Annotated in this window: 33 protein-coding genes and 1 tRNA gene; 17 read left to right on the forward strand and 17 right to left on the reverse strand. The window is 68.0% G+C overall.

The features are described from left to right. The first annotated feature begins 61 nt into the window (after nt 1-61). Together ABZS29_RS05815 and ABZS29_RS05820 are read left to right on the forward strand one after the other, a co-directional pair. A complete protein-coding gene (locus ABZS29_RS05815; protein WP_355458915.1) occupies nt 62-358 on the forward strand; it encodes an antibiotic biosynthesis monooxygenase in 297 nt (98 codons plus the stop codon). After that, nucleotides 355-1101 (forward strand): isocitrate lyase/phosphoenolpyruvate mutase family protein, encoded by a 747-nt coding sequence (locus tag ABZS29_RS05820; RefSeq protein WP_355458917.1) that lies wholly within the window; start codon nt 355-357, stop codon nt 1099-1101. The genes ABZS29_RS05815 and ABZS29_RS05820 overlap by 4 nt, the downstream gene beginning before the upstream one ends. On the opposite strand, the gene ABZS29_RS05825 is transcribed toward ABZS29_RS05820, so the two are convergent. Beyond that, nucleotides 1083-2366 (reverse strand): AlkA N-terminal domain-containing protein, encoded by a 1284-nt coding sequence (locus ABZS29_RS05825; RefSeq protein ID WP_355460832.1) that lies wholly within the window; start codon nt 2364-2366, stop codon nt 1083-1085. The two genes, ABZS29_RS05820 and ABZS29_RS05825, sit on opposite strands and share 19 nt — an antisense overlap. Nucleotides 2367-2582: 216 nt before the next feature. Between ABZS29_RS05825 and ABZS29_RS05830 the strand changes: the two genes are divergently transcribed. Together ABZS29_RS05830 and ABZS29_RS05835 are read left to right on the forward strand one after the other, a co-directional pair. Further along, nucleotides 2583-3128 (forward strand): AAA family ATPase, encoded by a 546-nt coding sequence (locus ABZS29_RS05830; RefSeq protein ID WP_355458919.1) that lies wholly within the window; start codon nt 2583-2585, stop codon nt 3126-3128. 22 nt (nt 3129-3150) lie between these two features. Continuing rightward, nucleotides 3151-3927: an aldo/keto reductase gene (locus ABZS29_RS05835; RefSeq protein WP_355458921.1), complete on the forward strand. Its 777-nt coding sequence runs from the start codon at nt 3151-3153 to the stop codon at nt 3925-3927. Here the strand turns inward: ABZS29_RS05835 and ABZS29_RS05840 are convergent. Continuing rightward, nucleotides 3910-4800 (reverse strand): LLM class flavin-dependent oxidoreductase, encoded by an 891-nt coding sequence (locus tag ABZS29_RS05840; protein ID WP_355458922.1) that lies wholly within the window; start codon nt 4798-4800, stop codon nt 3910-3912. The genes ABZS29_RS05835 and ABZS29_RS05840 overlap by 18 nt on opposite strands. 78 nt (nt 4801-4878) lie before the next feature. On the opposite strand from ABZS29_RS05840, the gene ABZS29_RS05845 reads away from it, so the two are divergent. Then, complete coding sequence (locus ABZS29_RS05845; protein ID WP_355458924.1) at nt 4879-5304, forward strand: MarR family transcriptional regulator; 426 nt, start codon at nt 4879-4881, stop codon at nt 5302-5304. A 118-nt stretch (nt 5305-5422) separates the two neighbouring features. Here the strand turns inward: ABZS29_RS05845 and ABZS29_RS05850 are convergent, their stop codons facing one another. After that, nucleotides 5423-5944 carry a YciI family protein gene (locus ABZS29_RS05850; RefSeq protein ID WP_355458925.1) on the reverse strand — a complete coding sequence of 174 codons (522 nt, stop codon included), beginning with the start codon at nt 5942-5944 and terminating at the stop codon, nt 5423-5425. Between the two features lie 19 nt (nt 5945-5963). Then, entirely contained in the window at nt 5964-7094 is a 1131-nt protein-coding gene (locus ABZS29_RS05855) for a hypothetical protein (protein WP_355458927.1), read from the reverse strand. 79 nt (nt 7095-7173) lie between these two features. Here ABZS29_RS05855 and ABZS29_RS05860 point away from each other — a divergent pair, with 79 nt between their 5' ends. Beyond that, complete coding sequence (locus ABZS29_RS05860; protein ID WP_355458928.1) at nt 7174-7602, forward strand: GNAT family N-acetyltransferase; 429 nt, start codon at nt 7174-7176, stop codon at nt 7600-7602. Here ABZS29_RS05860 and ABZS29_RS05865 read toward each other — a convergent pair. After that, entirely contained in the window at nt 7599-8387 is a 789-nt protein-coding gene (locus ABZS29_RS05865; protein ID WP_355458930.1) for an LLM class flavin-dependent oxidoreductase, read from the reverse strand. The two genes, ABZS29_RS05860 and ABZS29_RS05865, sit on opposite strands and share 4 nt — an antisense overlap. A 78-nt stretch (nt 8388-8465) precedes the next feature. On the opposite strand from ABZS29_RS05865, the gene ABZS29_RS05870 reads away from it, so the two are divergent. Both ABZS29_RS05870 and ABZS29_RS05875 read left to right on the forward strand, forming a co-directional pair. After that, on the forward strand, nt 8466-9380 hold the full coding sequence (locus ABZS29_RS05870; RefSeq protein WP_355458931.1) for an alpha/beta hydrolase: 915 nt from the start codon (nt 8466-8468) through the stop codon (nt 9378-9380). Beyond that, nucleotides 9377-9889 carry a DinB family protein gene (locus ABZS29_RS05875; RefSeq protein ID WP_355458933.1) on the forward strand — a complete coding sequence of 171 codons (513 nt, stop codon included), beginning with the start codon at nt 9377-9379 and terminating at the stop codon, nt 9887-9889. Before ABZS29_RS05870 ends, ABZS29_RS05875 begins: the two co-directional genes overlap by 4 nt. A gap of 59 nt (nt 9890-9948) precedes the next feature. Here ABZS29_RS05875 and ABZS29_RS05880 read toward each other — a convergent pair. Next, nucleotides 9949-10031 (reverse strand) — tRNA-Tyr (locus ABZS29_RS05880). 82 nt (nt 10032-10113) lie between these two features. Between ABZS29_RS05880 and ABZS29_RS05885 the strand changes: the two genes are divergently transcribed. Beyond that, the gene (locus ABZS29_RS05885; protein ID WP_355458934.1) at nt 10114-10605 is read left to right on the forward strand and encodes a YajQ family cyclic di-GMP-binding protein; all 492 of its coding nucleotides are present in this window, start codon (nt 10114-10116) and stop codon (nt 10603-10605) included. Here the strand turns inward: ABZS29_RS05885 and ABZS29_RS05890 are convergent. Next, nucleotides 10592-11050: a DUF6882 domain-containing protein gene (locus tag ABZS29_RS05890; RefSeq protein WP_355458936.1), complete on the reverse strand. Its 459-nt coding sequence runs from the start codon at nt 11048-11050 to the stop codon at nt 10592-10594. The two genes, ABZS29_RS05885 and ABZS29_RS05890, sit on opposite strands and share 14 nt — an antisense overlap. Before the next feature lie 59 nt (nt 11051-11109). On the opposite strand from ABZS29_RS05890, the gene ABZS29_RS05895 reads away from it, so the two are divergent. Beyond that, nucleotides 11110-12054, forward strand: coding sequence for an aminoglycoside phosphotransferase family protein (locus ABZS29_RS05895; protein ID WP_355458938.1), 945 nt, complete (start codon nt 11110-11112; stop codon nt 12052-12054). A 19-nt stretch (nt 12055-12073) separates the two neighbouring features. Here the strand turns inward: ABZS29_RS05895 and ABZS29_RS05900 are convergent, their stop codons facing one another. Beyond that, nucleotides 12074-12799, reverse strand: coding sequence for a hypothetical protein (locus ABZS29_RS05900; protein WP_355458940.1), 726 nt, complete (start codon nt 12797-12799; stop codon nt 12074-12076). 91 nt (nt 12800-12890) lie between these two features. Here ABZS29_RS05900 and ABZS29_RS05905 point away from each other — a divergent pair, with 91 nt between their 5' ends. Genes ABZS29_RS05905 through ABZS29_RS05915 form a run of 3 tightly spaced genes read left to right on the forward strand, consistent with a single transcriptional unit; the run spans nt 12891 to nt 15338 of the window. Further along, nucleotides 12891-13892: an NADP-dependent oxidoreductase gene (locus tag ABZS29_RS05905; RefSeq protein WP_355458941.1), complete on the forward strand. Its 1002-nt coding sequence runs from the start codon at nt 12891-12893 to the stop codon at nt 13890-13892. After that, nucleotides 13889-14731 (forward strand): alpha/beta hydrolase, encoded by an 843-nt coding sequence (locus tag ABZS29_RS05910; RefSeq protein ID WP_355458943.1) that lies wholly within the window; start codon nt 13889-13891, stop codon nt 14729-14731. Before ABZS29_RS05905 ends, ABZS29_RS05910 begins: the two co-directional genes overlap by 4 nt. A gap of 19 nt (nt 14732-14750) precedes the next feature. Then, nucleotides 14751-15338 (forward strand): helix-turn-helix domain-containing protein, encoded by a 588-nt coding sequence (locus tag ABZS29_RS05915; RefSeq protein WP_355458945.1) that lies wholly within the window; start codon nt 14751-14753, stop codon nt 15336-15338. Here ABZS29_RS05915 and ABZS29_RS05920 read toward each other — a convergent pair. Further along, nucleotides 15335-16096: an AraC family transcriptional regulator gene (locus ABZS29_RS05920; RefSeq protein WP_355458946.1), complete on the reverse strand. Its 762-nt coding sequence runs from the start codon at nt 16094-16096 to the stop codon at nt 15335-15337. The two genes, ABZS29_RS05915 and ABZS29_RS05920, sit on opposite strands and share 4 nt — an antisense overlap. A gap of 101 nt (nt 16097-16197) precedes the next feature. Between ABZS29_RS05920 and ABZS29_RS05925 the strand changes: the two genes are divergently transcribed. Genes ABZS29_RS05925 through ABZS29_RS05935 form a run of 3 tightly spaced genes read left to right on the forward strand, consistent with a single transcriptional unit; the run spans nt 16198 to nt 17973 of the window. Beyond that, complete coding sequence (locus tag ABZS29_RS05925; protein ID WP_355458948.1) at nt 16198-17058, forward strand: phytanoyl-CoA dioxygenase family protein; 861 nt, start codon at nt 16198-16200, stop codon at nt 17056-17058. Beyond that, nucleotides 17055-17357 (forward strand): hypothetical protein, encoded by a 303-nt coding sequence (locus ABZS29_RS05930; protein WP_355458950.1) that lies wholly within the window; start codon nt 17055-17057, stop codon nt 17355-17357. The genes ABZS29_RS05925 and ABZS29_RS05930 overlap by 4 nt, the downstream gene beginning before the upstream one ends. Nucleotides 17358-17394: 37 nt before the next feature. Next, entirely contained in the window at nt 17395-17973 is a 579-nt protein-coding gene (locus tag ABZS29_RS05935) for a hypothetical protein (protein ID WP_355458952.1), read from the forward strand. Here the strand turns inward: ABZS29_RS05935 and ABZS29_RS05940 are convergent. Together ABZS29_RS05940 and ABZS29_RS05945 are read right to left on the reverse strand one after the other, a co-directional pair. Further along, nucleotides 17970-18977 carry a lactonase family protein gene (locus ABZS29_RS05940; protein ID WP_355458954.1) on the reverse strand — a complete coding sequence of 336 codons (1008 nt, stop codon included), beginning with the start codon at nt 18975-18977 and terminating at the stop codon, nt 17970-17972. The two genes, ABZS29_RS05935 and ABZS29_RS05940, sit on opposite strands and share 4 nt — an antisense overlap. Before the next feature lie 18 nt (nt 18978-18995). Then, nucleotides 18996-19520 carry a GNAT family N-acetyltransferase gene (locus ABZS29_RS05945; protein ID WP_355458955.1) on the reverse strand — a complete coding sequence of 175 codons (525 nt, stop codon included), beginning with the start codon at nt 19518-19520 and terminating at the stop codon, nt 18996-18998. Nucleotides 19521-19549: 29 nt separating this feature from the next. Between ABZS29_RS05945 and ABZS29_RS05950 the strand changes: the two genes are divergently transcribed. After that, nucleotides 19550-20392 carry an arylamine N-acetyltransferase gene (locus ABZS29_RS05950; RefSeq protein ID WP_355458957.1) on the forward strand — a complete coding sequence of 281 codons (843 nt, stop codon included), beginning with the start codon at nt 19550-19552 and terminating at the stop codon, nt 20390-20392. Between the two features lie 3 nt (nt 20393-20395). Here the strand turns inward: ABZS29_RS05950 and ABZS29_RS05955 are convergent, their stop codons facing one another. From ABZS29_RS05955 to nuoK, 6 genes are read right to left on the reverse strand one after another with little or no spacing between them, the layout of a single operon-like run. Next, nucleotides 20396-20932: a DUF1707 domain-containing protein gene (locus tag ABZS29_RS05955; RefSeq protein ID WP_355458959.1), complete on the reverse strand. Its 537-nt coding sequence runs from the start codon at nt 20930-20932 to the stop codon at nt 20396-20398. Nucleotides 20933-20941: 9 nt separating this feature from the next. Continuing rightward, complete coding sequence (locus tag ABZS29_RS05960) at nt 20942-21400, reverse strand: hypothetical protein (protein ID WP_355458960.1); 459 nt, start codon at nt 21398-21400, stop codon at nt 20942-20944. Nucleotides 21401-21454: 54 nt separating this feature from the next. After that, on the reverse strand, nt 21455-22906 hold the full coding sequence (locus ABZS29_RS05965; protein WP_355458962.1) for an NADH-quinone oxidoreductase subunit N: 1452 nt from the start codon (nt 22904-22906) through the stop codon (nt 21455-21457). Next, entirely contained in the window at nt 22903-24477 is a 1575-nt protein-coding gene (locus ABZS29_RS05970; RefSeq protein ID WP_355458964.1) for an NADH-quinone oxidoreductase subunit M, read from the reverse strand. Before ABZS29_RS05970 ends, ABZS29_RS05965 begins: the two co-directional genes overlap by 4 nt. Then, on the reverse strand, nt 24474-26240 hold the full coding sequence (locus tag ABZS29_RS05975; protein ID WP_355458965.1) for an NADH-quinone oxidoreductase subunit L: 1767 nt from the start codon (nt 26238-26240) through the stop codon (nt 24474-24476). Before ABZS29_RS05975 ends, ABZS29_RS05970 begins: the two co-directional genes overlap by 4 nt. Then, nucleotides 26237-26560 carry an NADH-quinone oxidoreductase subunit NuoK gene (gene nuoK / locus ABZS29_RS05980; protein WP_355458967.1) on the reverse strand — a complete coding sequence of 108 codons (324 nt, stop codon included), beginning with the start codon at nt 26558-26560 and terminating at the stop codon, nt 26237-26239. Before nuoK ends, ABZS29_RS05975 begins: the two co-directional genes overlap by 4 nt. Between the last annotated feature and the right edge of the window lies 1 nt (nt 26561).

Consider the following 26561-nt stretch of genomic DNA (forward strand, 5'->3'; position numbering starts at 1 on the left):
CCAGGAGCGGTCCGCGAGTCAATCTTGAGGAGCTACCAACGACCCTTCAGGAGGAAATGCGATGTTGGCCAAGGTCTTCCCCATCCAGCTCAAGCCCGGTAACCAGGCGCTCGCCGAGGAAATCGTCCGCGAGTTCGCGCCGCTCGGACCGGGTGCCGAAGAGGGCACGCTGTCGTTCCGGGTCTACCGGCACCCGGCGAACCCGGACTACCTGCTGTTCGTCGAGCACTTTGCGGACCAGGCGGCGTACGACGCGCACACCGGCTCGGCGGCGTACAAGGAACTGATCGCCGGCCGGTTCGCCGACCTGATCGTGGAGTTCGTCGAGCACGACCACGAACTGCTGGTCAGCCTGTGAGCACTCAGGCCGAGCAGGCCCGGCGGCTGCGCACGCTCCACGCGCAGCCGCCGCTCGTCCTGCCGAACGCGTGGGATGCCGGTTCGGCGCGCGCCATCGAGGCGGCCGGGGCGTCGGCGATCGCCACCACCAGCGCCGGGGTCGCCTGGTCGCTGGGCGTGGCCGATGGCGGCGGACTCAGCTTGGAGGCCGCTGTCGGTGCGATCCGTGCGATCGTCGCCGCGGTCTCAGTGCCGGTCACCGTCGACATCGAGGCCGGGTACGGCGATGTGTCGGCGGCAGTGACCGCCGTCCTCGAGGCGGGCGCGGTCGGCGTCAATCTCGAGGACAGCACCGGCGGCGTCCTCGACGAACCGACCGTTCACGCCGAGCGCATCCGCGCAGCCCGCGCTGCTGCGGTTGCCTATGGCATCGACCTGGTCATCAACGCACGGACCGACACCTACATGTTCGGTGACGGCACCGGCACCATGGTCCGTGCCCACCTGTACGCCGACGCTGGGGCTGATGTCCTGTTCGTCCCGGCCGTGGTCGACGCGGCAACCATCCGCATGCTGGCCGCCGACTCTCCGCTGCCGCTCAACGTGATGGTCGGCCCCGGCGCTCCGTCGGTGCCGGAGCTGGTGACGTTGGGCGTGACTCGAATCAGCGTCGGACCAGCCATCACGGCCCGCGCCTACGCGCTGGCTACCGCCGCGGCGACCGAGTTGCTGAAGTCCGGCACCTACGACGCCTTGGCGTAGCTACCTATCAGGTGGTGAAACGCAGCCAGAGACCTCCAGGGGCTGAGATGTCCGGCGTCGCCGTCGAGCGGCCAGGCATCTCGGCCCCCGAGGCGCATCACCACCAACTGCGCCGCCTTCCGGCTCACGCCGGGTATCTCAGTCAGTCGTCGCGCCAGCTCCTCCGGTTGCCCGCAGTCGAGCATGATGTTGCCCTCAGCAACCTCCTGCGCGAGCGCCGCGATCGGCTCCACGCCTGTCAGCGCCTCCGCTGCTGGAAACAGGTGCGTGAGCCCATAGCCCAGCCCCGGTGCGGCAATCCCGTGCACTTCAACGATCTTCCGCAGTACGTCGTCCGCCTCGGCCGCCGGCAGTTGGTCCCGGATCACCGCCTGAACCGCCACCTCGAACGGCCCCCAAGCCCCGGGCACCCGGACGCCGGGCCGGGTCGCGATCAGCGGTCTCAGCCCGTCGTCCTGCTCGAGGAACTCCCGGGCTCCGCTCAGATCCGTCTCGAGGCCAACCAGGCACGCGGCTCGGTCAACCACGTGAATGACGCCTTCCCAGAACGGCAGATGTGCCTTCAACAGCAGGTGATCCGCACCGCCCGGACCGATCTCCAGCAACCCCGGCTCGCCGTCGAGAGTGATCGTGCGTCGGTAGACGCCGCCCGCCACCGACTCGACACCTGGAATCGCGGTCGCCTCGAGGAAGGCGCTCATCGCCTCCCAGTCGTACGGCGGTGTGAACGGCATGCGCAGGCCAAGACCGCCGTCTGCGGTCAGCCGATCGGTCTTACGCCGACGCTGGCGCAGCTCCTTCGGCGATGATCGGAAGACCTCTTGCATGGCCCGGTTGAACTGCCGCAGACTCCCGAACCCGGAGGCGAACGCGATCTCCGCGATCCCGAGCTCGGAGTCGTCCAGCAGTCGCCGGGCGAAATGCGCCCGGCGCGACCGCGCGAACTGGTCCGGCGTCACGCCCAGATGGTCGTGGAACATCCTGCGCAGATGCCGCGCCGACACCCCGATCCGGTCGGCCAGCGCCGCCTCCCCTGCCTCGTCCAGCACCCCCGCGATGATCAGCTGCACCGCCCGGCAGACCAGCTCCGGCGCCTCGTCGGCCACCGTCCCCGCCACCCGATACGGCCGGCACCGTAAACATGCCCGGAACCCGGCCGCCTCCGCCGCGGCCGCCAGCTCGAACGTCCGCACGTTCTCCGCCAGCGGCTTCGCGCCGCACCCCGGCCGGCAGTAGATCCCCGTCGTCCGCACCGCCGAATACATGGTCACGCCGTCACCCCCAATCCCAAGCCCTCATACCGCAACGCTAATCCTGCCCACCGACAGTTTTTCGAGCGCCACAACGACAGGACGTAGGTCCCCACCATCACCCGCGGCCACGCTCAGCACCACCGACCGAAGTATCGATTCGGCGCACACCTCCTGTCCTTCGGCGGATTTCCGTTGGCGGCCCGGCGCTGGGATGGCTAAGGTGCGGCGGTGCATTCGAAGCCGATGGTCATCGTCGTGAGTGGTCCACCCGGGACCGGCAAGACGACGTTGGCGCACAGGGTGGCGAGCGCGATCGGCTGCCCGGCGATCTGCCGGGACGAGATCAAGGAGGGGATGGTCCACGCCACCCCCGGCTTCGTCCCTGGCCCGGGCGATCCGCTCACGATGCGGACACTGGCGACCTTCTTCGACGTGATCGGTCTGCTGGTCGGCCGCGGTACGACGATCGTCGCCGAAGCCGCGTTCCAGGACCGGGTCTGGACACCGGGACTCAGCCCGTTGCTCGGTCGTGCGAACCTTCGCATCCTGCACTGCGTCGTACCCGCCGAGGTCGCACTCGACCGCATCACCGCACGCACCGCGAGCGACCCGCGACGAGCCGCACACGAGGATTCGCAGATCACCGCCGAGGCACGGCTCCGGACCCACAACGCCTTCCAGGCCGTGGATCTGCCGGTTCCCAGCCTCACCGTTGACACCTCGATCGAGGACTACGACCCAACGTTCGCCGAGATCCTCAACTTTCTGTCCTGACGATCAAGGAGGCGATCGAAGAGTGACCACCTGGAAGCTCGGTGACCACACGGCGCACCGGATCGGGTTCGGCGCGATGCGGCTCGATCCGGCCACCGGCGTCGCCGTACTGCGTCGTGCTGTTGAGCTCGGAGTAGACCACTTGGACACCGCGGCCTTCTACGGGCCTGCGAACGGGTTGATCCGCGAGGCGCTCTCGCCGTACCCGTCGGAGCTGTTGATCGCGACGAAGATCGGCCCGGGGAACCATCCTGAGCGCGGTTTCTACCAGGCCACCACCGCGGCCGAGCTCCGCGCACAGGTCGAGGACAATCTGCGCGCGCTCGGCGTCGACTCACTCGGCCTGGTCAACCTCCGTGTCGCGGACGACTCCGGCTCGCTCGCCGACCGGTTCGCCGTACTGGCTGCGCTGCGGGACGAGGGACTGATTCAGCACCTCGGCATCTCCAACGTTCGCGTCGATCACTTGCACGAGGCGTTGGCGATTGCTCCGGTCGTCTGCGTTCAGAACAACTACTCCGTCGAGCTCCGCGTCGACGACCCGCTGATCGACCTCTGCGCGGCCAACGGCATTGCCTACGTCCCGTTCTCCTCGATGGTCGGTCCGCCGACCCCAGCCATCCAAGCCATCGCCGACGCCCACGACATCAGCCCGCAACAGGTTCGGCTCGCCTGGACCTTGCACCGTTCGGCCAACATCCTGGCCATCCCCGGCACCGGCAAGATTCCTCACCTCGAGCAGAACCTCGCCGCCGCCGACATCCAGCTGACTCCGGCCGAGCTAGCTACCTTGGCTTGAGATCCGTGCACGGACGGCCGGGACCACCTCGTTGCTCCAGCGCGCGAGCTGGACGTCGAACGGTTCGGCTCCGCGCGGGAAGAGGGTGAACCCACCGGCGCCGTACTCGAGGATCCCGCTGGTGAGTTCGTCGACCCACTGCTCGCTCGATCCGCCGATCCACAGGCCGTCGTCACCGCGCGTACGGCGTACTGGGGAGCTCGTGATCTCGCCAGGGAAGTTGTAGATCGTGGCGACGTCGCTCGGCTTGCGGCCGACCGAGAGCGCGGCCTCGTCGATGATCGGGCGGGACCAGCGGTACCGCTCGCTCAGCCAGTCCGCCGCGTGGCCGGGGATCCAGCCGTCGGCCTGACGTCCGGTCGCGGCCAGCGACTTCGGGCCGTTCGACCCGGTCCAGATCAGCGGCGCCGCGACGGCCGCTGGGCGAAGCTTGCCGATCGGGTAGTGCTTGGTGGGCTGCGGCTGCCCGCCGTCCGACATCCCGCGGACGAGCTGCATCGCTTCCTCGAAGGCCTCGACCGCAGCCGCCGGCCGAAGCTCCGGGACGGCCATGGTGGTGATCTTGTCCCACGCGCCACCCGCGCCAAGACCCAAGATGAAGCGGCCTTCCGACAGCGCGGCGAGCGAGGTTGCGGTCCGGGCCAGCACCGGCGCCGGGCGCAGCGGGAGATTGGTGACGTTGACGAACGCCGACAACCGCGTCGTCCGGCCGAGCAGTACGCCGATCGTCGCGTAGCCGTCGAGCAGATCCGCGACGTACGGGTGATCGGAGACGCTGACGTGATCCAGGCCGTCCCGATCCGCCTGCTCGGCCAGCCGCAGCACCGTACCCACGTCGCGCACTCCGGCCGGCGAGCCATATCCGAACCGCATGGTGATCCTCCTGAAGTAGTTCGTAGAGCTAAACAGTAGCACTACGAAGTATCAGGCGTCCGGACTACACTGGATCACATGGCGACGAAGACGGCTTCCGACACCGAGCTGACCGGTGCTCTCGTGCAGCTGATGCACCTCCTCCAGGACCTGTACGCCGAGACCAGCCGCCCGCTCGGCCTCACCCCGCAGCAGGCGCACTTGGTCTGTGTCCTGCTGATGGGCCCGCAGGGCATGACCGATCTCAGCCGCATCCTGAGCATCGAGCGGTCCACCCTCACCAACATGGTCGACCGCCTGGAACGCCGTACTCTCGTCGCCCGCATCGCGCACCCCACCGACCGCCGCGCCTGCCAGATCGACCTCACCGACGCCGGCCGCGACCTCGCCAACCAAGCCCACGAAGCCGTCACCGCGCGCATTACCGAGCTGACCACCGTCCTCCCCGCCACCACACGAGCCAACCTGACCGCCACGCTGCAGACCCTGCTCGCGCAGGGCTGAGGGTCAGCTTCGGAACGGACAGAGCGCGGACCGCCACAGCATCACAATTGGCCGGTCGTCAGCGCGCCAGGCGGGAGATCCCGCGGATCGAGCGATTGTGATGGCCTGGCGGTCCGGGTTAGCGGCGGCCGCCGAAGGTCCAGGGGTGAACCTGCGCGAGATCGGCGTCCGCTAGGGCTGCGGCTGCTACGGCATCCGGCGCTTCGAGCAGTACGGCGCGGCCGAGGTGCTCGTCGGCGTCGAGAGCCAGGAGGTCGCCGTACAGGATGAGGTGCGGCGAGGTGAGCGGGCGCGGGGCGTCGTCGGTGTGGACGAGGTAGCGGTGGTAGCCGTCGACCGCGTTCGCGAAGTCCCACATCGTGGCGCCGGTGTGGTTGCGGAACCGGGTGATCAGGACGGATTCGAAGACGCCGGCGCGGTAGTAGGGGTCGTCGTACGCGAAGGTCTTGACGGCTTCGAGCGTCGGCAGGTCGATGATGTGCAGGCTGCCGGTCGTGTCTTCGCCATCGGGCGTGAGCGTGGGGCCGCGGGCGATCAGCTCGGCGGCGTACCCGTCCATGAACGCCCAGTGCTCCGGCGTCAGGCGGCCTTTGAGCTCGCCGGCGCCGGTCCGATCCCGTCCGTACACGAAGTACTGCACGGGATCGGACCTTAGCGGGTTAAGAGGTCGTCGCGGCCAGGTGCAGCCGCAGGATGGTGTCGTAGTCGAGCACCTCGACGCCCTCGGCCGCCTTCAGCTGCGCGGCGTCGACGACGTCCGCCGAGCCGATCACCACGAGCTTCCGCGGAGCGGTGATCTCCACGCCGTACTTCGTGCTCGCGAAGGCGCGGTTGTCCGCGTCGTCGAAGTACTCCGTGACGCGCGCGAGCTGCGCCACGCCGTCCGCGAGCGTCGTCGTACGGCGGTGCTTCTTGCCCTTGACGCCGTCGGCCAGCGGAAGCCGCAGGTCACCGACCACGTGCGAACCGTCGGCCCGCTCCAGAACGAAGTCCGGAGTCAGCGCGACCTCGTCGCCGCTCTGCCACTCCAGGTGCGGCTGGCGGATCAGCTTGGTCGCGTCGAACGCCGTCAGCAGGAAGTCCTCGTTGGCGCTCAGGAACTGGTCGACCGTCGAGTTCGGCACCTCGTGCGCGAGGTAGGTACTCGCGAAGACCGCGCCCTGCAGGTCGGCGCCGTCGTCGGCCCGCGGCACGCTGAGCGTCCCGACCGGGTCGGTGTGCGGCGCGGCCGCGGCGAAGTTGCGCAGGAAATCGAGGTACTTCTCGGCGGGCTCCGAGCGGTGGATCGCCAGCGCGAAGAACACCCAGTGCGCCCGCAGCGCCGAGCCGGCCGAGTGCACCAGCAGCGTCCGGTCAAAGGTCGAGTAGTTGCCCGGCGCGAACTTCAGCAAGTCGTCACCCGGCCCGGAGAACTCCTGGCCGATCATCGCCCGCACGCCCGGGAACCGCGCCTCGAGCTCACGACGGCCGTCGTGGGTCGCCACGGTCGCGTCCTTGAACAGGTTCTCGCCCGGCAGCGTCACCACGGCCGAGTCCCCGCTACCGACGCCGAAGTACTCCTCGACGCTCGCGACCTTCTGCCGCCGTACCTCCAGACTGCGGTACTCCCGGCTGATGCCGACCAGCTCCACGATGTTCCAGTCCGGCGTCTCCGTCAGGACCAGCATCCGCGGATACAGCAGCGGACCGGCCAGCTCCCGCCGGTGGCTCACCGGCAGGTGCCCGCTGATCTCCCGGAGGTGCTCCCCCCAGAACTGCGCGTTCACCTTCACGAACTCAGTCGGCTTCATCCCATCCCTCTCACACTTGTGCTCACCAACGCCAACCCTGCCCCGCCCGGCCGGTATTCCCAACCCTAGAGTCCTGCTCATGATCCCCTGGCGGCTGCGCCCCGCGACCCCGGCCGACGTCGAACCCCTCGCCGAGCTCCGCGCCGTCGTACTGCGTGCGGACCTGGAGCGCCTCGGCCGGTACGACGCCGTCCGCGTCCGCCAGCGCTTCCGCGACGGCTTCGACCCGTCCCACACCTGGGTCATCTCGGCCGACGGAGTGTTGGCCGGTTGTATCGCCCTCCGGCCGGCCAGCGACGGTCCGTGGCTGGAGCACTTCTACCTGGAGCCCTCGTTCCAGGGCCGCGGCCTCGGAAGCGCCGTACTGCGGCAGGTCCTGGACTCGCACGACGGTCCGCTGCGGCTCAATGTGCTCCAGGGAAGCCCAGCTCGCCGCCTGTACGAACGCCACGGCTTCATCGTCGACTCCGAGGACGACGTCGACATCTTCATGACCCGCAAGGCCTAGCGGGGCGGGCCGGCCGCGATGCGCTCGCGAACCTGCTGCATCCGCTCGGCGGAGTGGTGCGGCATCTCCCAGCGCGTCTCCAGCCACCAGGTCGCACCTGCTTCGCCCCAGGGCTGAACCGCCGTGGCGTCCTGCGACTCGCCCTCGGCGATGACGTCGACCTCAGCTCCCCGCTCACTCAGCCACGCCTTGAGTCGCGCCAGCTCGGCCGGCGTGTCCTGCCCGGGCGCGAACTGCGGCAGGACACCGTCACACCTCAGTACGCGCCGCATTGACTTCGGCCGCGGCCACACTCCGACGACCCAGATCGGAATCCGGTCCTGCACCGGCCGCCCCACCCGGGCCAGATCATCACGCTCGCAGCTGTATTCGTAGTACTGGCCGTGGTAGCTGAGGCCGCCACCCCACAACTCCCGGATCAGATCGATCCCCTCATCGAGCATCGCCGCACGAGCCCGCAGCTCCAACTCCTCGCCCGTCCGCGGCAGATCCGTCTCCGTCGCTCCCACACCCACCGCCAACGTCGCCCGCCCGCCGGACAACTGGTCGAGCGTCGCCACCTGACTGGCCACCTTCCAAGGGCGTCGCCACGGCAGCGGCGTCAACATCGTCCCCAACCGAATCCGCTCCGTCTTCGCCGCCACCGCGCACAGCAGACCCCACGGATCCACGCCGTACGCCGCCTCCCAGACGAAGACGCCGTCCCAACCAGCCTGCTCAGCCAGCACAGCCTGCTCCAACTGCTCAGCCGCAGTCCCACCCGGCAAGATGAACCCGTATTTCATCTCTTGGTTCTAACTCCACCCACCGACAGTTTCAGATTCCGGCGGTAGAGCGTCCGGATTGCGGTGTAGACCAGAGGGATGGTCCTTCCCGCTGAAGTGGTCACGCCGGTGCGGATCGAGGTTCGGCCTGGGCATCACCTCGCCGTACGGCGTCGTGGGGAGGGCGGTGTACCGCTCCTGCTGCTGCATGGGTTCCCGTGCACAAGCTTGATCTGGTCACACAACCTGATCCCACTCGCCGAGGCCGGCTTCGACGTCGTCGTACCCGACCTCCGCGGGTACGGCGACTCCGACTTCGCGCCGGACGGTTTCTACGACTTCAACGCCTTCAACACCGACCTGACCGGTCTCCTCGATCAACTCGGCTGGACCCGCGCAGTCGTCGCCGGCCACGACCTCGGCGCGATGATCGCCATCGACCTGGCAACCCGTCACCCCACCCGCGTCGACCGCCTCGTGATCCTCGACGACTCCATGCCTCAACTGGACTTCCCCGATCTCCCGCCCATCGACCCCAAGCCCGCGGTCTACGACTACGTCCGCAATCAGGGCCTCCATGCGGACGCTCTCGTTGCCGACCTGGCCACGCCATCTCTGCGGCGTCGCTACATCGCCGAGTTCTACGGCCACCGCCTCTGGTGCCCGCCAGACGCTTTCTCCCCCGAGGACCTGGAGTTCCTGACCGCGCCGTACGCCGATGCTGCCCGCCTGCGCGCGTCGTTCGCCGACTACGAGGTGGTGATGGGCACCCGCGCCCTATCAGCCCCCGAACTCACCGACCAGCCGGTCGACCACCAAACCCTCATCCTCGTCGGCACTGACCAGGTCACCCTGCGCAACTACGTGGAGGAACGCTGCGCCGTGGCCTTCCCCCACGCCGTCGGCCCATTCTGGCTCAAAGGCGCCGGCCACTTCCTCCCCTGGGAACGCCCGACGCACGTCAACCGAGCCATCCACTCCTTCTGCGGCGACCTCCTACACTCCCGACCATGACCACCTTCGAGCGCCCCGAGCCCCCACTCGCAGCAGGCGAGACCGAGTCGCTCATCGGCTCCCTCGAGTACCACCGAGCCACCTTCGCCTGGAAGTGTGCCGACCTGGACGCCGCCGGCCTCGCCACCACCGTAGGCGCCTCCTCCATGACGCTAGGCGGCCTCCTCAAGCACCTCGCCTACTACGAGGACCACTGGTTCTCCCGCCGCATGCAAGGCAACAAACGCCACCCCCAATGGACCGGCGTCAACCCCGAAGAAGTCTGGACCGTCCACGAAACCCCGGACGCCCTCCACGCTCTGTGGGAGGCAGCCGTTGCTCGGTCCCGCACCCAACTAGCCGAGACCCTGGCGAACGGCGGCCTCGACCAACCCGCCCGCCGCAGCTTCCCCAACGGCGAGACCCCCTCGGTTCGCTGGATCCTCCTCCACATGATCGAGGAATACGCCCGCCACAACGGCCACGCCGACCTCCTCCGCGAATCCATCGACGGCCTAGTCGGCGAATAGTCCCCAAAGCAAGAGCCCCCGACCGCGTCTCCGCAGATCGGGGGCTCTCGTGCAGCCTGTGGCGGGTGCAGGGTTCGAACCTGCGTAGGCATAAGCCGACAGATTTACAGTCTGCTCCCTTTGGCCACTCGGGCAACCCGCCAGGGTGCTGCCGGTTCGTGAACCGGCGTGGGAGACGATACAACAGTAGGTGCCCCTGACGGCAAATCGGAAAGGAAGTGCCCATGGCTTCGGAGTCCTCCTTCGACATCGTGAACAAGGTTGAGCGGCAGGAGGTGGACAACGCTGTGAACCAGGCGGCGAAGGAGATCAGCCAGCGGTTCGACTTCAAGAACGTGGATGCGCAGATCGAGTGGAGCGGTGAGTCGATCGCGATGCAGGCGAGCACCGAGGAGCGGGTGAACGCCGTGCTGGACGTGTTCAAGGACAAGCTGGTGAAGCGGCAGATCTCGCTCAAGGGGCTGGATGCGGACGAGCCGAAGTTGTCGGGGAAGATCTACAAGATCACCGCGACGATCGCGGCCGGGATCACGCAGGAGAACGCGAAGAAGCTGTCGAAGCTGATCCGCGACGAGGGGCCGAAGGGCGTGAAGGCGCAGATCCAGGGTGAAGAGCTGCGGGTGTCGAGCAAGAGCCGGGACGATCTGCAGGCCGTGCAGGCGCTGATCAAGGGCCAGGACCTCGACTTCGCGGTGCAGTTCGTCAACTACCGGTGAGGTCGTGCAGCAGGAAGTGCAGGACGACGTCGCCTGACTGATCGGTCCACAGCGCTGTCGCGTCCAGCACGGCGGCGGACACCACCCGGGCCTCCTTCACGAGATCCGGGTGGCTGTTGAACGACGGCCAGGAGAGCACGGGGTAGCCGTGCGCGTCGCCGTAGTCGCGGACCTTCGGCATGTCGCCGACCGAGGCCGGCGGGAGTGAGTCGTTCGCCCAGGACCACAGCCAGCTGGCCTCGGTCAGGCTGACGGTGCCGATCAGTGTCAGGCGGGCGGTGTGGAACACGCTGCCCGCTCTGGACCAGCTGATGGCGGCCTGCTCGAGGTCCCAGTTGTACTGAACGTCGTCACCGAGCTGCTCGACCAGCTGCTCCTGTCGGGCAGCGGCCTGTGTGGTCGCCTGCTGGACGACGCGCTCCCACTCGTGGTGTTCGTGGTTCATCCGCGGGATCGTGCCAGGTGACGGGGGCCAAGGCCCGTTCGGGCGGGCATGCTGGGCGTGTGGGCGACACTTTGCTGCGGCGCTGGCTGTACGACGACTTCGGGCTGGATGTGGTGGATCTCTCACCGGTGGGCTACGGGGCTGACCTGGCGGCGCAGGTGTGGAGGGCCCGTACGGCGACCAACGTGTACGCCGTGAAGTGGAGCGGAGCCGGGACGAACACCGGGCACCAGGTGGCGGCGTACCTGGGTGATTGCGGGCTGCCGGGGGTGCCGGAGGTCGTGCGGACGGTGGAGGGTGGGTTGTGGACCTTTCACGGGAAGAAGAAGCGGCTGACGGTGACGCCGTGGATCGACGGGGCGCGGGCCGCTGAGGTTGGCCTGACGGTCGAGCAGTGGGCCGAGTACGGCGTACTGCTGCGGCGGGTGCATGACGCGGAGCCGCCAGTGCGGTTGCGGGAGGCGTTGCCGAAGCGGAGCCACATTGATGCTCGGGTGCCGAAGGTGGCGGCGGAAGTGCGGGCCAGGCTGGCGCAGGTGCCGGAGGACGAGGTTGAGGCGGAGCTCGGTGCTCTGTGGGCGGAGCATGTGGAGACGATCGAGGTACTGCTGGGTGGTGATCCCCCGGCGCCGACTGGGCCGCGGGTGGTGTGCCATGGGGATCCGCATCTGGGGAACGTGCTCGTCGCGAAAGACGGGCTACAGCTGATCGACTGGGACGACGTGATCCTGGCACCTCGTGAGCAGGATCTGATGTTCATGCTGGGCGGAATGGGCGACGTCGGGCCGACGTCAGGCGAGCAGCTTGTGGCGTTTCTGAGTGGCTATGGACCGCATGAGATCGATCAGGACGCCGTTCGGTACTACCGGCACATCCGGGCTCGCGAAGACGTGGTGCTGTGGTCGCACCAGGCACTCACCGGCCCGGACCGGGAGGAGTGCGTCGCCATCACCCGCGGCATCCTCACCAAGGGCCTCGCCGCCTTGGCGGTCAGCTCACGCTAGTACGTGTCGTTGGCGACGGTTAGGCGTGGCGGACCCAGATATTGGGTTCTACGTAGGTGCCGGTGTTGGCTTCGCGGTCGATGTGCAGGACTGAGAGGCCGGCGGGGATGACGTAGGGGCCGGATGTCGGGAAGGGCATGTCGGTCCAGGACTCCCAGTCGGCCACGGTGCCGGTGATGGTTTGGGAGGCGGGGGCGGGGGTTAGGACGGTGGCGCCTAGGCGGGTGTGGGTGCGGAGCCAGGGGTCCAGGGGGAGGCCGTCGGGGCGGCTCCAGGTGGCGTAGGTGTCGATGGGGGTCAGGGGGTAGCGGGGTTTCCAGGTGGGGCGGAGGGGCGCGATCACTTGGGGCAGGTCGGCGGCTAGGGCTCGGTCGCGGACTGCGGTGATCATGGCGGCGGCGGCGCCGCGGAATTCAGGCAGTACGGCGGCGGCCATCAGCACGAAGGTGTTCGGTACGACGCCTTCCTCGTACGACGTGACCGCGCGACCAAGGGTGTCCGTGTACCCGGCGGGAAGGTCGGCGATCGTGCCGTCCCAGGCGATGGTGACGCCCCAGCAGCCGGCGGCCAGGCGGTCGCCGGACAGGAAGTAGAACTCCCAGTCGCTGAAGTACTCGGTCCGACGCGCGTTCCATTGCTTCGCGACCGCGTCGTGAAAGATGAATTCGGGCCAGCCCTCGGCAAACCGTACGGCGGCCTCGTCGTCGTACTGCGGGCCGTCGGCCGCCGGAATCAAGGTGAACACGCCTCGCACGCTAACCGGCGTCAGGGTCGACGCTTGACATTAATTCTGAGTGGACTCATTATTGAGGCTACTCAGACAAGAGGAAGGCGTCATGCGAGCGTTTATGGTGGAGCAGTACAAGGGACCGGTCCGGGAAGCGGAGGTCCCCGAGCCGGTCGTCGGCGAGCACGACGTGCTGATCGAGGTGCGCGCGGCCGGGCTCAACCAGCTGGACGAGAAGATCCGCCAAGGAGAGCTCCGGCAGGTCCTTCGGTACGAGCTGCCGCTGATCCTCGGCCATGACGTCGCCGGGACGGTGATCGCCACTGGCAAAGCGGCGAAGATCTTCACGCCAGGCGACGAGGTCTACGCGCGTTCCAGCAGGATCGGGACGTTTGCGGAGCGGATTGCGGTCGCCGAGGAGGACCTCGCCCGAAAGCCGGCCGGCATCACCTTCGAGGAAGCGGCGTCGCTCCCCCTCGTGGCGCTGACCGCCTGGCAGGCACTCGTCGAGCGCGCCAATCTCCAAAAAGGCCAACGCGTGCTCATCCACGCCGGAGCCGGCAGCGTCGGCACGATCGCGATCCAGCTCGCCAAGCACCTCGGCGCCACCGTGGCCACCACGGTCAGCGCAAAAGACGCCGACTTCGTTCGCGAACTCGGTGCCGACGAGATCATCGACTACCGCACCCAGGACTTCGAGCAGCTCCTCACCGGGTACGACGTCGTCCTGGACAGCCTCGGCGGCGACAACCTCGCGAAGTCGCTGAAGGTACTGCGTCCCGGCGGCAAAGCGATCGGTATCGCCGACCCGCCCGACCAAGCCTTCGCAAAAGAAGTCGGCGCAAACAAACTGCTCCAGCTGGTGATGGCCGTCCTCAGCCGCCGGATTCGCAAACAAGCACGGCAGCTGGGCGTGACTTACGAGTTCCTCTTCATGCACGCCACCGGCAACCAGCTCCGCTCAATCACCGAACTCGTCGACAAGGGCGCACTGCGCCCGGTTGTCCGGCGCGTCTTCGGCTTCGACCAGACCGTGCCGGCGATGCAGTCGCTGGCCACGGGCGGCAAGACCGTCATCAGCAGAACAACACAAACAGGAGAATCAGCATGAACGTCATCACGGCTTACAAGGACGCGCCCACCCGGACAGTCGACGCCGGCGGCGTCACGTTCGCCTATCGCGAGCTGGGCCCGAAGGGCGGCGTCCCGGTCGTCTTCTTCGTTCACCTCGCCGGGAACCTGGACAACTGGGACCCCCGCATCGTCGATCCGATCGCGAAACAAAGGCACGTGATCACCTTCGACCAGCGCGGCGTCGGGGCGTCGACCGGCACGGTGCGGGACACGGTCGAGGCGATGGCCGACGACGCCTACACGTTCGTCACGGCGCTCGGATTCGACACGATCGACGTCTTCTCGTTCTCGCTCGGTGGCATGGTCGCGCAGGCCCTGGTGACGAAACACCCGGAGCTCGTCCGCAAGCTCGTTCTCACCGGCACCGGGCCGGCCGGCGGGAAAGACATGGACAAGGTCGCCGGGGTGACGTACTACGACATCCTGCGGGCGACGCTCACTCGCTCGGATCCGAAGGAGTTCTTGTTCTTCAACCGCGACGCGACGGGCAAGCTCGCGGGCCGCGAGTTCGTACAGCGCCTCCAGGAGCGCAGCGCGAACCGCGACAAGCCGTTCGCGCTGCGCGGACTCCAGACGCAGTTGAAGGCGATCAAGAGGTGGGGACGCTCGACGCCGGCCGACCTCTCGACGATCACCCAGCCGACCCTGATCGCGAACGGCGACAACGACCGGATGGTGCCGTCGAAGCTGTCGACCGACCTGCACCACCGGATCAAGGGCTCGGAGCTGATCATCTACCCTGACTCGGGGCACGGCGGCGTCTTCCAGTTCCACGAGAAGTTCGCCCCGGTCGCCGTGGAGTTCCTCGGTCAGTGAGCACGGAAGGACGGCAACCATGCCACCTGTCGGACGGCGCGAGCGGAACAAGCAGGAGAAGCTGGACCGCATCACCGCCGCCGCCCGAGAGCTCTTCACCGAGCGCGGCGTCGACGAGGTAACCACCCAGGAGATCGCCGACCAGGCCGACATCGGCGCCGGCACGTTGTTCCTCTACGCCAAATCCAAGGGCGAGCTCCTGCTGCTCGTGCAGAACTCCCTGTACGTCGAAGCGCTGGCGGACGGCAGGTCCGCAGCCGAGCGCACCCCCGACGTACTGGATGCGGTGATGGCGATCGTCGGCTCGGTCGTGAACTGCAACCGCAAACAGGTCGACAACGGCCGGACCTATCTGCGCGAGATCGTGTTCGGCGATCCCGAGGAGCCGCATCACCGCGATGCGCTGATGCTGACCGTGCAGACCGAAGAGGCAATCGCCGACGTACTGCGGCGGGACGAACGAATCAGCACCCAGGACGCCGCGACGCTCGCGCACATCGTCTCCGCGATCATGTTCCTCAGCATGGCCGCGACGATCAACCGCGCCAAGTCGGTGGACGCCGTGGTGCAGGAGATCAAGGACCAGGTTCGCGTTCTGCTCCGCTAGGCGTTCAACCGGATAGAGCGCGGGGAGGCGCCCAGTTCGCGGTGGCAGGCCTTGTTGAAGGCTTGCAGGTCGGGGATGCCGACGGAGGCTGCGACGGCCGGGATGGACAGGGTCGAGGCGGTGAGCAGGTGCCGTGCCCTGGTCATCCGGCGGTGGCGGATGTAGGCGATCACCGTCGAGCCAGTCTCAGCCTGGAAGAGGCGGGTCAGGTGATTGTGCGAGACGCCGACCGCGCGGGCCAGCGCGGGGACGGTGAGCGGATGCGCGAGGTTCGCTTCGATGTGAGCGACGGCGGTGGCGACCGCGGGATGCCGCGGATCGCCCAAGGGCGCTGCGGCCAGGTCGGCCAGCCGCCAGAGCAGCGTCCAGATCTCGGCGGTGACCTGAGCCGAGCGCGACGGCGAGGCTTCGATCGCCGACCGCAGCAGACCGGTCAGCAAGGGCGCCGCGTCCCCCGCATCCTGGACGACGGGCAGGTACGACGGCTCGCCGACGGCAGCCGGCCGGAAGTGGGCATACAAGTGTTCGGAGCGTCCGCGGTAGTCGAACTGCACCAGCGCCCCGGCCGGCGTGAGTGAGACGAAGCCCGGAGCCACCGAGTACGTCGTACCGGCGACGGTGAGATCGGCCGAGTACGAGTAGAGGTGCAGCTGCCAGAGGTCGGGGAGCTGGAAGACGTCGCGCAGCGATCGGGTGCCGTGGATTCCGGAGCCGACGTTGACAACCTCCGGCGGCGCGGCTAGCGGCAACGCGATCATGGTGAAAAATTACCACCAGTGGTGATCACAACCCACGCGAAGCAACGATAAATCGACTTAGCGTTGTGGAGTAGTAACCACCACCCCCGAGAGGGAGAACCATGCCCCATCCGCATCAGAAGAACCTGCTCAGCTCGGTTCAGATGGCGCATTTCGTGGCGACGGGGTCGCTCCGGATGGACGCCGTCGTACCGGACGAGATGAACCGGCAGGCGATCGAGGTCCTCGACAACGGCATTCCCGGCGTCCCCTACGGCACCCCGCTGTCGGAGGCGTTCGTGGACAGCGAATTCGTCCAGCGGCTGGTGCAGCTGCCGGAGGTGGCCGGGGCGATCCACAGCCTGGTCGGTCCGGAGCCGACGGTCGACCACCACGCCGTGCACATCCGCAAGGCGCACGAGGGCGAAGCGCAGAACCTGCACGGTGACGCGATCATCGACGTCCGGCCGGACGCGTTCGACGTACAGCTCATGTACTACCCGCAGGACGTCACGCTGGAGATGGGCGGCACGCTCAGCGTCCCCGGCAGCCACCTGCGCCGGACCAACGAGTCCGACACCGGCCGCTACCAGAACCTGCTCGGCCAGACTCGCCTGGTCTGCCCGGCCGGCACCGTCCAGTTCCTGCACCACGGCATCTGGCACGGCGGCCGCAAGAACGACAGTGCGATCGACCGGTACATGTTCAAGATCCGCTTCAACCCGACCGTGCGTCAGGTCCGGCTGTGGAACCTCGAGGACCTGTACGACGAGCAGGTGGCGCGCGAGCTGTCGCAGACGTTCCCCTGGTACGAGGGCGCAACCGGACGGCTGGAGATCTACAACCGCGTGAAGCTCTGGCAGGCCCTCACTGGTGACGACACCTTCGATCCGGACTACTGGGTGACCCGGGTGTCGAACCGCCCGCAGCGCGTGGTCTCCCAGCGCAGCGTCAACCCCCACGCCAAGAAGGTGATCGCATGACTGCCCCAGCAACTGAGACCGCCCAGCAGACCGTGCGGCAGCAGGTGCTCGTGCTGTACCTGGCCTCGTCCGCTCTCGACGCTCGCGTCGTCGGCTGGTCGACGTACGACGGGACGGGGGTGACGACGCCGACAACAGGGGACAGCGACGTACCGCCGTACGCGAGCGGGCTGGACGCGTTGAAGGACGGCTGGCGGTTGTTCCAGGCGGCGCAGCTGCTGCCGCCGCAGCCGGGACACGAGTACGACGTGTCGTTCCTCAAGCACGAGTTCTTCTTCGAGAAGCTCGTCACCGTTTGACCGCACGGGAGCCATGGCATCGGTAGCATCCGGTGCCATGGCTTCGTCGTATCCGCCCCCGCAGCTCGGTGCTCCGATCAAGCGCAGCCGGGGACCCATCGTGCTGTTCGTCCTGCTCGTGGTGGTGCTGATCGCGGCGCTCGCGGGGATCGCCGTGATCGTGGTGAAGAACGTCGGCAGCGACGAACCCGAGGCGAAGCCGGCCGCGGCCGGCACGGTGCAGTTCCGGCGGGTGCTGAAAGTCCAGCCCAACGGATGCGCCAAGGCACCGGTCGTCGCGAACGTGCTGTGCGATGCGGACGGGACCAGGTACACCGTGGGGAAGACCGAGCTCGACGGCACGCATGTCACCGCCGTGCAAGCGGCCGCGGACCCGCAGGGCATCGGGTGGCTGGTGACACTGAAGCTCGATGCCGAAGGCACCAAAGCGTTCGCGACGCTGACCGGTCAGCTGGTGAAGAGCAAGCCGCCGACCAATCAGCTGGCGATCGTGGTCAAGGACCGCGTGGTGTCGGCGCCGATGGTTTCGGCGCCGATCACGGAGGGGCGCGTACAGATCGCCGGCAACTTCACGTCCAAGCAGGCCAAACAACTGGCCGCGGACATCACTGGTTAGACCGGCAGGACGCAGACCGGCTTCGGCCAGCTCGTCGGGTCACCGGCCGGCTCCAGCAGCCCGTCGGTGATCGTGAAGGTGGCAATGGTGTCGGAGCGCTCGTTCGCGGCGTACAGCAGCGAGCCGTCGGTGCTGAAGGCCAGGTGGCGAGGCCAGTTGCCGCCGGAGTCGATGGTCTGCACGAGCTCGGCCGAGAGACCGTCCGAAGCGACGGCGAAGACCGCGATCGTGTCGTCACCACGGTTGGAGCCGTACAGGAAGCGGCCGTCGGCGGAGATCAGCAGCTCGGCGGGGTAGCTCTCGCCGGGCGAGTCGGCCGGGCGGGTGGACAGCGTCTGCACGACCTGCAGAGCGCCCTTGGCGTAGCTGCAGACGCTCAGGGTCGAGTCGAGTTCATTGATCACGTACGCCGCGCCGCCGCCCGGGTGGAACGCCAGGTGCCGCGGCCCCGCGCCCGGGTGGATGTGCAGCAGGTCGACCGCTTCGAGATTGCCGGCCGCGGTCAGCGTGGACGTGTAGACGGTGTCCGAGCCGAGGTCGACGTCGAAGACGTACTCACCGAAGAAGACGACCTGGTGCGCGTGCGGCCCTTCCTGGCGCTCCTCGTTCGGGCCGGTGCCCTCGCGCTGCACGATCTGGGTCGCCGTACCGAGGGAGCCATCGGCGCCGATCGGGTGGATCGCGATCGAGCCGGAGCTGTAGTTGGCCGAGAGCAGGTACTTGCCCGTCGGGTCGATGCCGAGGTGGCACGGGTGCATGCCGCCGGTCGGCTGGTCGTTCAGGAACTCCAGCCCGCCGTCGGCCCGGATCGCGAACGCGCTGACGCGGCCGGAGTCCTCCTCGTTGGTCGCGTACAGGAACCGGCCGTCGGCCGACCGGACCAGGAACGACGGATCGGCGGTCGCCGCCGCCACCGTGATCCCGTCCAGCGTCCCGAACCCGATCCCCTCGCCGCCTCCCGGCTGACTGGTGTAGCTCCCGACATAGATCTGCTCAGCGGTCATAGCCCCTACCCTGCCAGGTCACTCAGCGTCGGGCACGCCGGTGTCCATGCCGTAGAGCGCCGATCCCCAACCGAGGTCCGGTACGAGCACCTGCCAGCCCAGCCGCCGGTACAGCCGCGGTGCGGTCCGATCGTCGGCGTACGTCGTCAGCAAAGCCTTGCGATGCGGTAGTCCGGCCATCAGTTCGGTCATCAGCGCCGCTCCGATCCCCTGTCCTTGCGCCTCCGGGATCACCGCCAACTCGACCACCTCGAAGTGCCCGCCGATCCACTCGGCCGCCAGCTCGGCCGGAACCGCCGCGATGATCCGATCCGACCACCACTGCCCAGGCCAACCGGTGAACCCGTAGGCGAATCCCACGACCTTGCCGTCCGTACGGGCCGCGACCAGCCGGAAGTCGTCGCGCGCCGCGTGTTTCGGCAGCTGCTCGGTCGCGAACCGGACCGCGTCGGCGCGTTCCTCGGCCGCGAAGGCTGCGGCGAACACTTCGCCCAGCTCTGCTGCGATGCCTAAAGCTGCAGTTCGATCCAGAACAGCGATCATGGCCTCGATGCTGACATAACCTCGAACGCGTGGACAGTGCAGCCCTTCTCCGCCGGATCGGCGTCGAGCACGACGAAAAGCCCAGCCTGGAAGGGTTGACGCGCCTGCACGAGGCGTACGTCGACCAGGTCCCCTACGAGTCGATCCAGTACCAGCTCACCCCCGGTACGCCGCTCGATCTCGAGGAGACCGCTCGCCGGATCATCGCCCGCGAGACCGGCGGCTACTGCTTCCAGCTGAACGGCGTACTCAGGCTGCTGCTCACCGAGCTCGGCTACCGGGTGACGATGCACCGCGGAGGCGTCCAGACGCCGAATCTGCCGGGTGACGTGGACGGCGGTCATCTTGTGCTGACCGTGCGCGGAGTGGCCGAGGATCCGGAGCGGGTGTGGCTGGTCGATGCCGGTCTCGGCAACGGGCTGATCCATCCGACGCCGCTCGAGGCGGGTGCCTTTCATCAGAGCCCGTTCGATCTGACTCTGCGGCGGTCGGAGAAGACCGCCGGCTGGCGGATGGATCACGATCCGCGTTTCGGTGTGTTCGGCATGGACTTCGAGGACGCACCGGCCACGCTCGCCGACTTCGCCGGCCGGCACGCCGAGCTGTCCGGCGACCCGCAGTCGCCGTTCCGCCGGACGGCCTCGGCCTTCCGGCGCAAGCGCGACTCGATCGTCGTACTGCGCTCAGTCAGTCGCGTGGAGACGTTCGGCGATCATGTCGACGACAGCATCATCGAGAACCAGGCCGACTACTTCGCGGTGCTCGCCGACGAGTTCTTCCTGCCCCTCCCCCAGTACGACGGCGCGCAACGCGACCAGCTCTGGCGTCGCGTCTGGACGCAGTACGAGGACTTCCTCGCCCGGACCACGTAGCAGTCAGCGCCGGGCGTGCCGGATCTTCAGCCGGCCGAACCCCATCGCCCCGGTGATCCGGATCGTCGGTCCGCCGGGGCCGGTGGGCTGCCGCGGCTTGTAGCGGACGTCCTTCCAGCCGGTCTGCAGTCCCTCGAGCTCGACGATCGCATTGCGCGGAACCGTGATCCGCCCCTTGCCGGTGCCGAGCTGCAACTCGAGGTCGACGACGGACTCCTCGAAGATCGCCTTGGACAGATCCAGGTGCACTCGGCCGAAGGCGGATTCGACCTTGAGCTTGCGTGGCACCTTCCACACCCCACGGCGGTGGATGCGTCCGCCCGCGGCGCCGATCGTCGCCGTGGTGGCGGGGCGCTCCGCCGGGAGCGCGGTCAATGCGACCTCGAGTTCGTTGTGGGCCTTGGCGGTCAGCACCTGGTGCAGGCGCTCGTCCAGCTCCTCGTGCGAGATGAACCCTCCGGTGTACGCGTTCTGCAGGCGCTGTACGGCGCTGTTGCGGTCGTCGTCGCCGACCAGTCGTGACGGGTCATCAGGGTCCACCGATTCAGCCTAGCGGCGGGTGGAGATCACCATGATGACTGTGTCGCCTTCGGCTGCCTTGAGGGTTGCGCTGTGGGTCGGGCCGTTGCCGTTGCTCCAACTGACGTAACCACCCAGGCCGCTGAGGCTGACGTAACCGCTGCCGCTGGTGAGCCGGACGCCGCCGTCCTTCACGGTCGCGGTGTTCTTCTGGCCGCTGAGGGTGAGGACGGCGTGCTTGCGGATCAGCACCTCGCAGTTGCCGTCGTTGCAGGCCTTGTAGTTCTGGCCGTCCTTCGCCGTGGGAAAGGCGGAGGGCGGTGAGGTGGACGGCGGTGGGGTGGTGAGGGTGGACGGAGGTGGGGTGGTGAGTGCTGATGGTGGGTTGTTTGCCGTCGGCGGGGGTGTCTTTTCCGCCGCGCCGCCGCATGCTGTCACCACCGCCAGCGCTACCGGCAGCATGAGCGCGACAACTCCACGTCTGATCACCCGACCGACACTAACCATCGCGGCAGACATCCACCGGGCGTTGGCCGGAAGGTGTCAGGTGGCCAGCGCGAACAGCGTGCTCGGCAGCACCGACGCCACGACAGCAACTGCGGCGAACAGGGAAACCATCACAACGGCCGGCGTCTCGATATCCACCGAGAACGGATCGTCAGCGGGCAGCAGGAACAGCTCAGCCACCCAGCGCAAGTACACCGCGAGCCCGATCATCACGTTGATCGCCATCACGATCGCCAGCCAGCCAAGGTGTCCGTCGATCACCGCCTGGAACGCGGCGAACTTGGTGAACAGACCAGCGAGGCCCGGCGGCAAACCAGCAAGCACCACCAGGAAGAAGATCAACGCCACCGCAAGCCCCGGCTCGGACCGAACCATCCCGCGATAGTCCGACAACAGCCCGCTCGGCCGATGCCGCTGCACCACCGCCACCGCACCGAAGGCGCCAAGCGTGACCACGACGTACGCCGCGAGATACCCGACGACCGCCTGTGCGTCGCCGACCGCGAGCGGGGCGAGCAGGAAGCCGACCTGACCGATGGACGACCAGGCGAGCAGCCGCACGGCTTCGCGCTGCCGCAGCGCGGCCAGATTGCCGACCGTCATCGTCACCGCGGCCAGGATCGCGATCACCAGCCGTAGATCCGAACCGTCCGGCGCGATCCCGGTCACCACCAGCACGAGCAGTCCGGCGACCCCGGCCGACTTCGACACCACGGCCAGGAACGCGGTCACCTCGACCGGAGCGCCGACGTACGTGTCCGGAAGCCAGGCGTGGAACGGCACGGCCGCGATCTTGAACGCGAATCCGACGACCACGAACAGCCCGGCGGCGAAGGCGACTCGGCTCAGGTTCGCGTCGAGACCGTTGAGCCGGTTCGCGATCGTGGTCAGGTAGAGCGACCCGGTCACGCCATATAGGTAGGAGATGCCGAAGAGCATCACCGCGGTGGACAGCACCGACACCAGGAACGCCTTCAGCGCGGCTTCGGACCCGCGGCGATCGCGGCGGAGCGCGACCAGCGCGAAGCTCGGCAGCGACACCACCTCGAGTCCGATCACGACCGTCGCCAGATCACGCGCACCGGCCAGCGTGGTCGCGCCGACCAGCGCGCTGAGCAGCAGGAAGTGGTACTCGCCGACGGGGATGTCGGCCGACAACAGCCGGTACGCCGACAATCCGACGACCCCGAGCCCGCCGAGCAAAAGCACGCCCCACAAGCCCGCAGTCAACGGCTCGAAGACCAGGCTGCATTCGGCCGGCCCTTCGACCACCGGACGGCAGAACGCCGGTTTGAAGTCGTCACGTTGCGCCCAGACGAAGACCAGCCCGAACAGGATCACCGCGCCGGTCAGCAAGGTGATGACGGTATGCCGGAGCTGCGCCGGAGAACTGCGCCAGAACGCGTCGATGAGCAGCACGGCCACCGCGCCGAGCGCCAGCACCAGCGGTACGGCGATCGCCTGCCAGTCGGTCCACGTGAGCGTCACAGGCTCCCCCACTGGTGCAGAAGCAGGCCGGGCCAGACACCGAGCAGCACGATCAGCACGATCAGCGGCGACCAAGTGATCAGCTCGATCCGGCTCAGGTCGACGGCGAAAGCTGACGCCGGATTCTCGGCCGGGTCACCCTGGCAGAGGTTGCGGACCAGCCGCAGGAAGTACGCCGCGGTCAGCACGGTCCCGATCCCAGCCACCGCCATGAAGACGAGATAGGTTGCCCGCGGCAAGGAGGTCGCCGGATTGTAGGCGCCGAGCAGGATCAGCATCTCGCCCCAGAAGCCGGCCAGCCCGGGCAGGCCGAGCGAGGCCAGACACGCGAACGTCAGCAACGCTCCGATGCGCGGCAACCGTGCGTACAGGGCGCGACCGATGGTGCGCAGGTCACTGGTGTCGTGGCGGTCCTTGATCGCGCCGGCCAGGAAGAACAACAGGCCGGTGATGATGCCGTGGGCGATGTTCGCGAACAGGGCGCCCTTCATACCGGCGTCCGAGAGCGAGGCGATGCCGAGACCGATGAAGCCCATGTGACCGACGCTCGAGTACGCGATCAGGCGCTTCACATCGGTCTGTCCGAGACAGGCCAGCGAGCCTGCGATGATCGCGACGGTCGAGAAGCCGGCCAGGTACGGCGCGATCGTCACGGTCGCGTCGGGCAGGACCGGGACGAGGATGCGGATCAGGCCGTAGGTGCCGAGCTTCAGCAGTACGCCGGCCAGGATGACCGAGCCGACCGTCGGCGCCTTCGCATGCGCATCGGGGAGCCAGATGTGCAGCGGCCACAACGGCACCTTCACCGCGAGCCCGACCGCGATCAGCAACGCGGCAGCGAGCGGTACGCCGTGCCCGCCGAGCACCGGAGAGTTGGTGAGCTGCATGAGATCGAACGTGCCGGCCTGCCGATAGACGAGCAGGAAGCCGAGCAGCATCAACGCGGAGCCGAACACGGTCATCAGCACGAAGGTGGTCGCGGCCCGCTTACGCCCGGCCCGGTCGTGGTCGTCGCCCCAGATGTCGATGATCAGCCACATCGGGATCAGCACGATCTCGAAGCAGACGAAGAACAGGACGAGGTCCATCGCGGAGAATGCGCCGATGACGCCGGCCTCGATCACCAGCAGCAACGCGATCAGCGACCGCAGCCGCCCAGCCCGCGGGGTGACCTTCAGCGAGTAGATGCAGCAGAGGAAGGTCAGCAGCGCGGTCAGCACGATCAACGGGAGGGAGATCGTGTCGATCCCGATGTGGAAACGCACGTTCAGCGGCGGGATCCAGGGAACGTCGGTGACGGCACGGACCGGGTGGATGGTGTCGCCAGGCCCAAGCTGAGGGTCGCCGTCGAGTTGGCTGCTGTAGGCGAACCAGCCGCCGGAGCGCGGCCAGAGCAGCACCGAGCCGACCAGCACGAGTCCGGAGACGACCGCGCCGTACGCCGCCGCCAACCGGTCGCCGAGCTGGATCGGCAGCGCCCAGAGCGCCAGCGCGGCCAGCAGCGGCAGGATCAGAATCGCGAGCAGGACGCCGACCTCGAAGCTGTCCCGAGCGGTGTGCACGGTGATCATCGGGCGATCACCCCGGCAAGGATGGCGAGGGCGACGACGCCGACGACGGCTCCGGTCAAATAGGTCTGGACGTTGCCGGTCTGCAGGAGCCGGAGGCCTTGGGAGGCGAGGGTTCCGGTGCGGCCGGCGGCTCGCACGTAGGCGCCGATCACGTCGCGATCCCCCAGCACACTCAGTTTGGACAGCCACCGCACCGGCACCACGAACAGCCCGTGGTACGCCCGATCCATCCCGAACTCACGCTCCAGCACGGTCGGCCGCGGGTCCGCGCCACGCGACCACAGCGAGTACGCCGGAAGTACGCCGAACAGCACGAGAACCGTGGAACCCAGCGCGATCACCCAGTTGAGGTGCAGACCGTCGACGTACCCGAGGGCGATCGCGGCGACCGCCAGCAGGACGAGCGGGCCGAGCATCAGCCAGGACGCGTCCTTGAGCTTCGAGGTGTCCGGGTCCTCGAGATCCGCCATCGGGTCGTCCTGCTCGAACGCACCGATCGCGCCGGCCAGCGCGGGCGTCCGGAAGAACACCCACAGCCAGAGCCGAGCGCAGTAGAACGCCGTGAACGCCGCGGTCAGCGAGACCGACGCCAACACGACCCAGCCGATCGCCGAGCCGTCCGCGTGCGCATGGTCCCAGGCGGCCTCGAGCACGGTGTCCTTGGAGAAGAACCCCGCAAACCCCGGTACGCCGGCCAGTGCCGCAAGGCCGACCGTCATCGTCACGAAGGTCACGGGCAGCGTCTTCCGCAACTTGCCACGGCGCGTGTACCGACGGAGGACCACGAACGCAGCGCTCCCGACCTGATGCAGCAGCACCCCGGCGCAAAGGAACAGCAGACCCTTGAACGCGGCATGCGTGACCAGGTGGAACAGCGCGGCGTGCCGCCCCTCGCGGGTCCCGAGCGACAGGGCGGAGAACATGATCGCGAGCTGGCTGACCGTCGACCAGGCCAGCACCCGCTTCACCTCGACCGCGTTCATCGCGCAGAGTGCGGCGAACAGCATCGTCACGCAGGCGATCACCGCGAGCACGGTCATCGTGGTCGCCGAAGCGGAGAAGACGTCGTACAGGCGGGCGATCAGGAAGACACCGGCCGCCACCATGGTCGCGGCGTGGATCAGCGCGCTGACCGGGCTCGGACCGGGCATCGCGTCCGGAAGCCACGTCTGCAGGGGGACCTGAGCCGACTTGCCGACGACGCCGATCAGAAGCAGCAGCGTGCCGGCCGTCAGGGCGCCGGGCGAGACCCGGGCCGGATCGAGCTCAGAGATCCGGAAGGTCCCCGCGCCGACCCCGAGCACGAAGATGCCGAAGAGGAAGCCGACATCGCCGAGGCGGGTCATCAGGAACGCCTTGACCGCGCCGGAGCGGGCGTCGCGACGCTCCCAGTAGTGACCGATCAGCAGATACGAGCAGGCGCCCATCACCTCCCAGCCGATCAGCAGCAGGAACAGGCTGTCCGAGACGACCACGGTCGCCATCGCGGCGGTGAAGAGCGTGACGAGCGCGTGGTACGACGCTGCCCGCTCGTGCAGGTAGCTGAGCGAGTAGACCTGCACGCAGGTCGCCACGACTCCGACTACGGCGAGGAGCAGCACGGTCAGGTCGTCGGTGCGGACCGCGAACCCGATGGTCAGGTCGCCGATCTGCGAGTTCAGGAACGAGGCCTGGTCCGGAGCGGCGCCGTACAGGAGGGCGGCGATCAGTAGCAGGAGCAGCGAGAAGCCGACGCCGGCCACCCGCCAGACGGTCGCGATCACGTCGTGGTCTCCTCGTGCTCGACCAGGTCGCGGGCGGCGTCCGCGTCGACGTGACCGTGGCCGCGGAACAACAGCAGCACGATCGCGAGTCCCAGCCCGATCTCGGCCGCGGCCAGCGTGATCACGAAGACCGCGAGCGTCTGCCCGGTGGCCAGGCCGTCCAGGTGCCAGGCGTCGAACGCGACCAGGTTCAGGGTGACCGCGTTCAGCATCAGCTCGAGCGACATCAGGAGGGTGACCGCGTTGCGGCGGGACAGGACGCCGTACACGCCGAGGCAGAACAGGACGACCGCCAGCAGCAGCGGGAGGACCAGCGGCATC

Origin of the sequence: Kribbella sp. NPDC005582 (assembly GCF_040605415.1) — a bacterium.
Lineage (GTDB): Bacteria > Actinomycetota > Actinomycetes > Propionibacteriales > Kribbellaceae > Kribbella.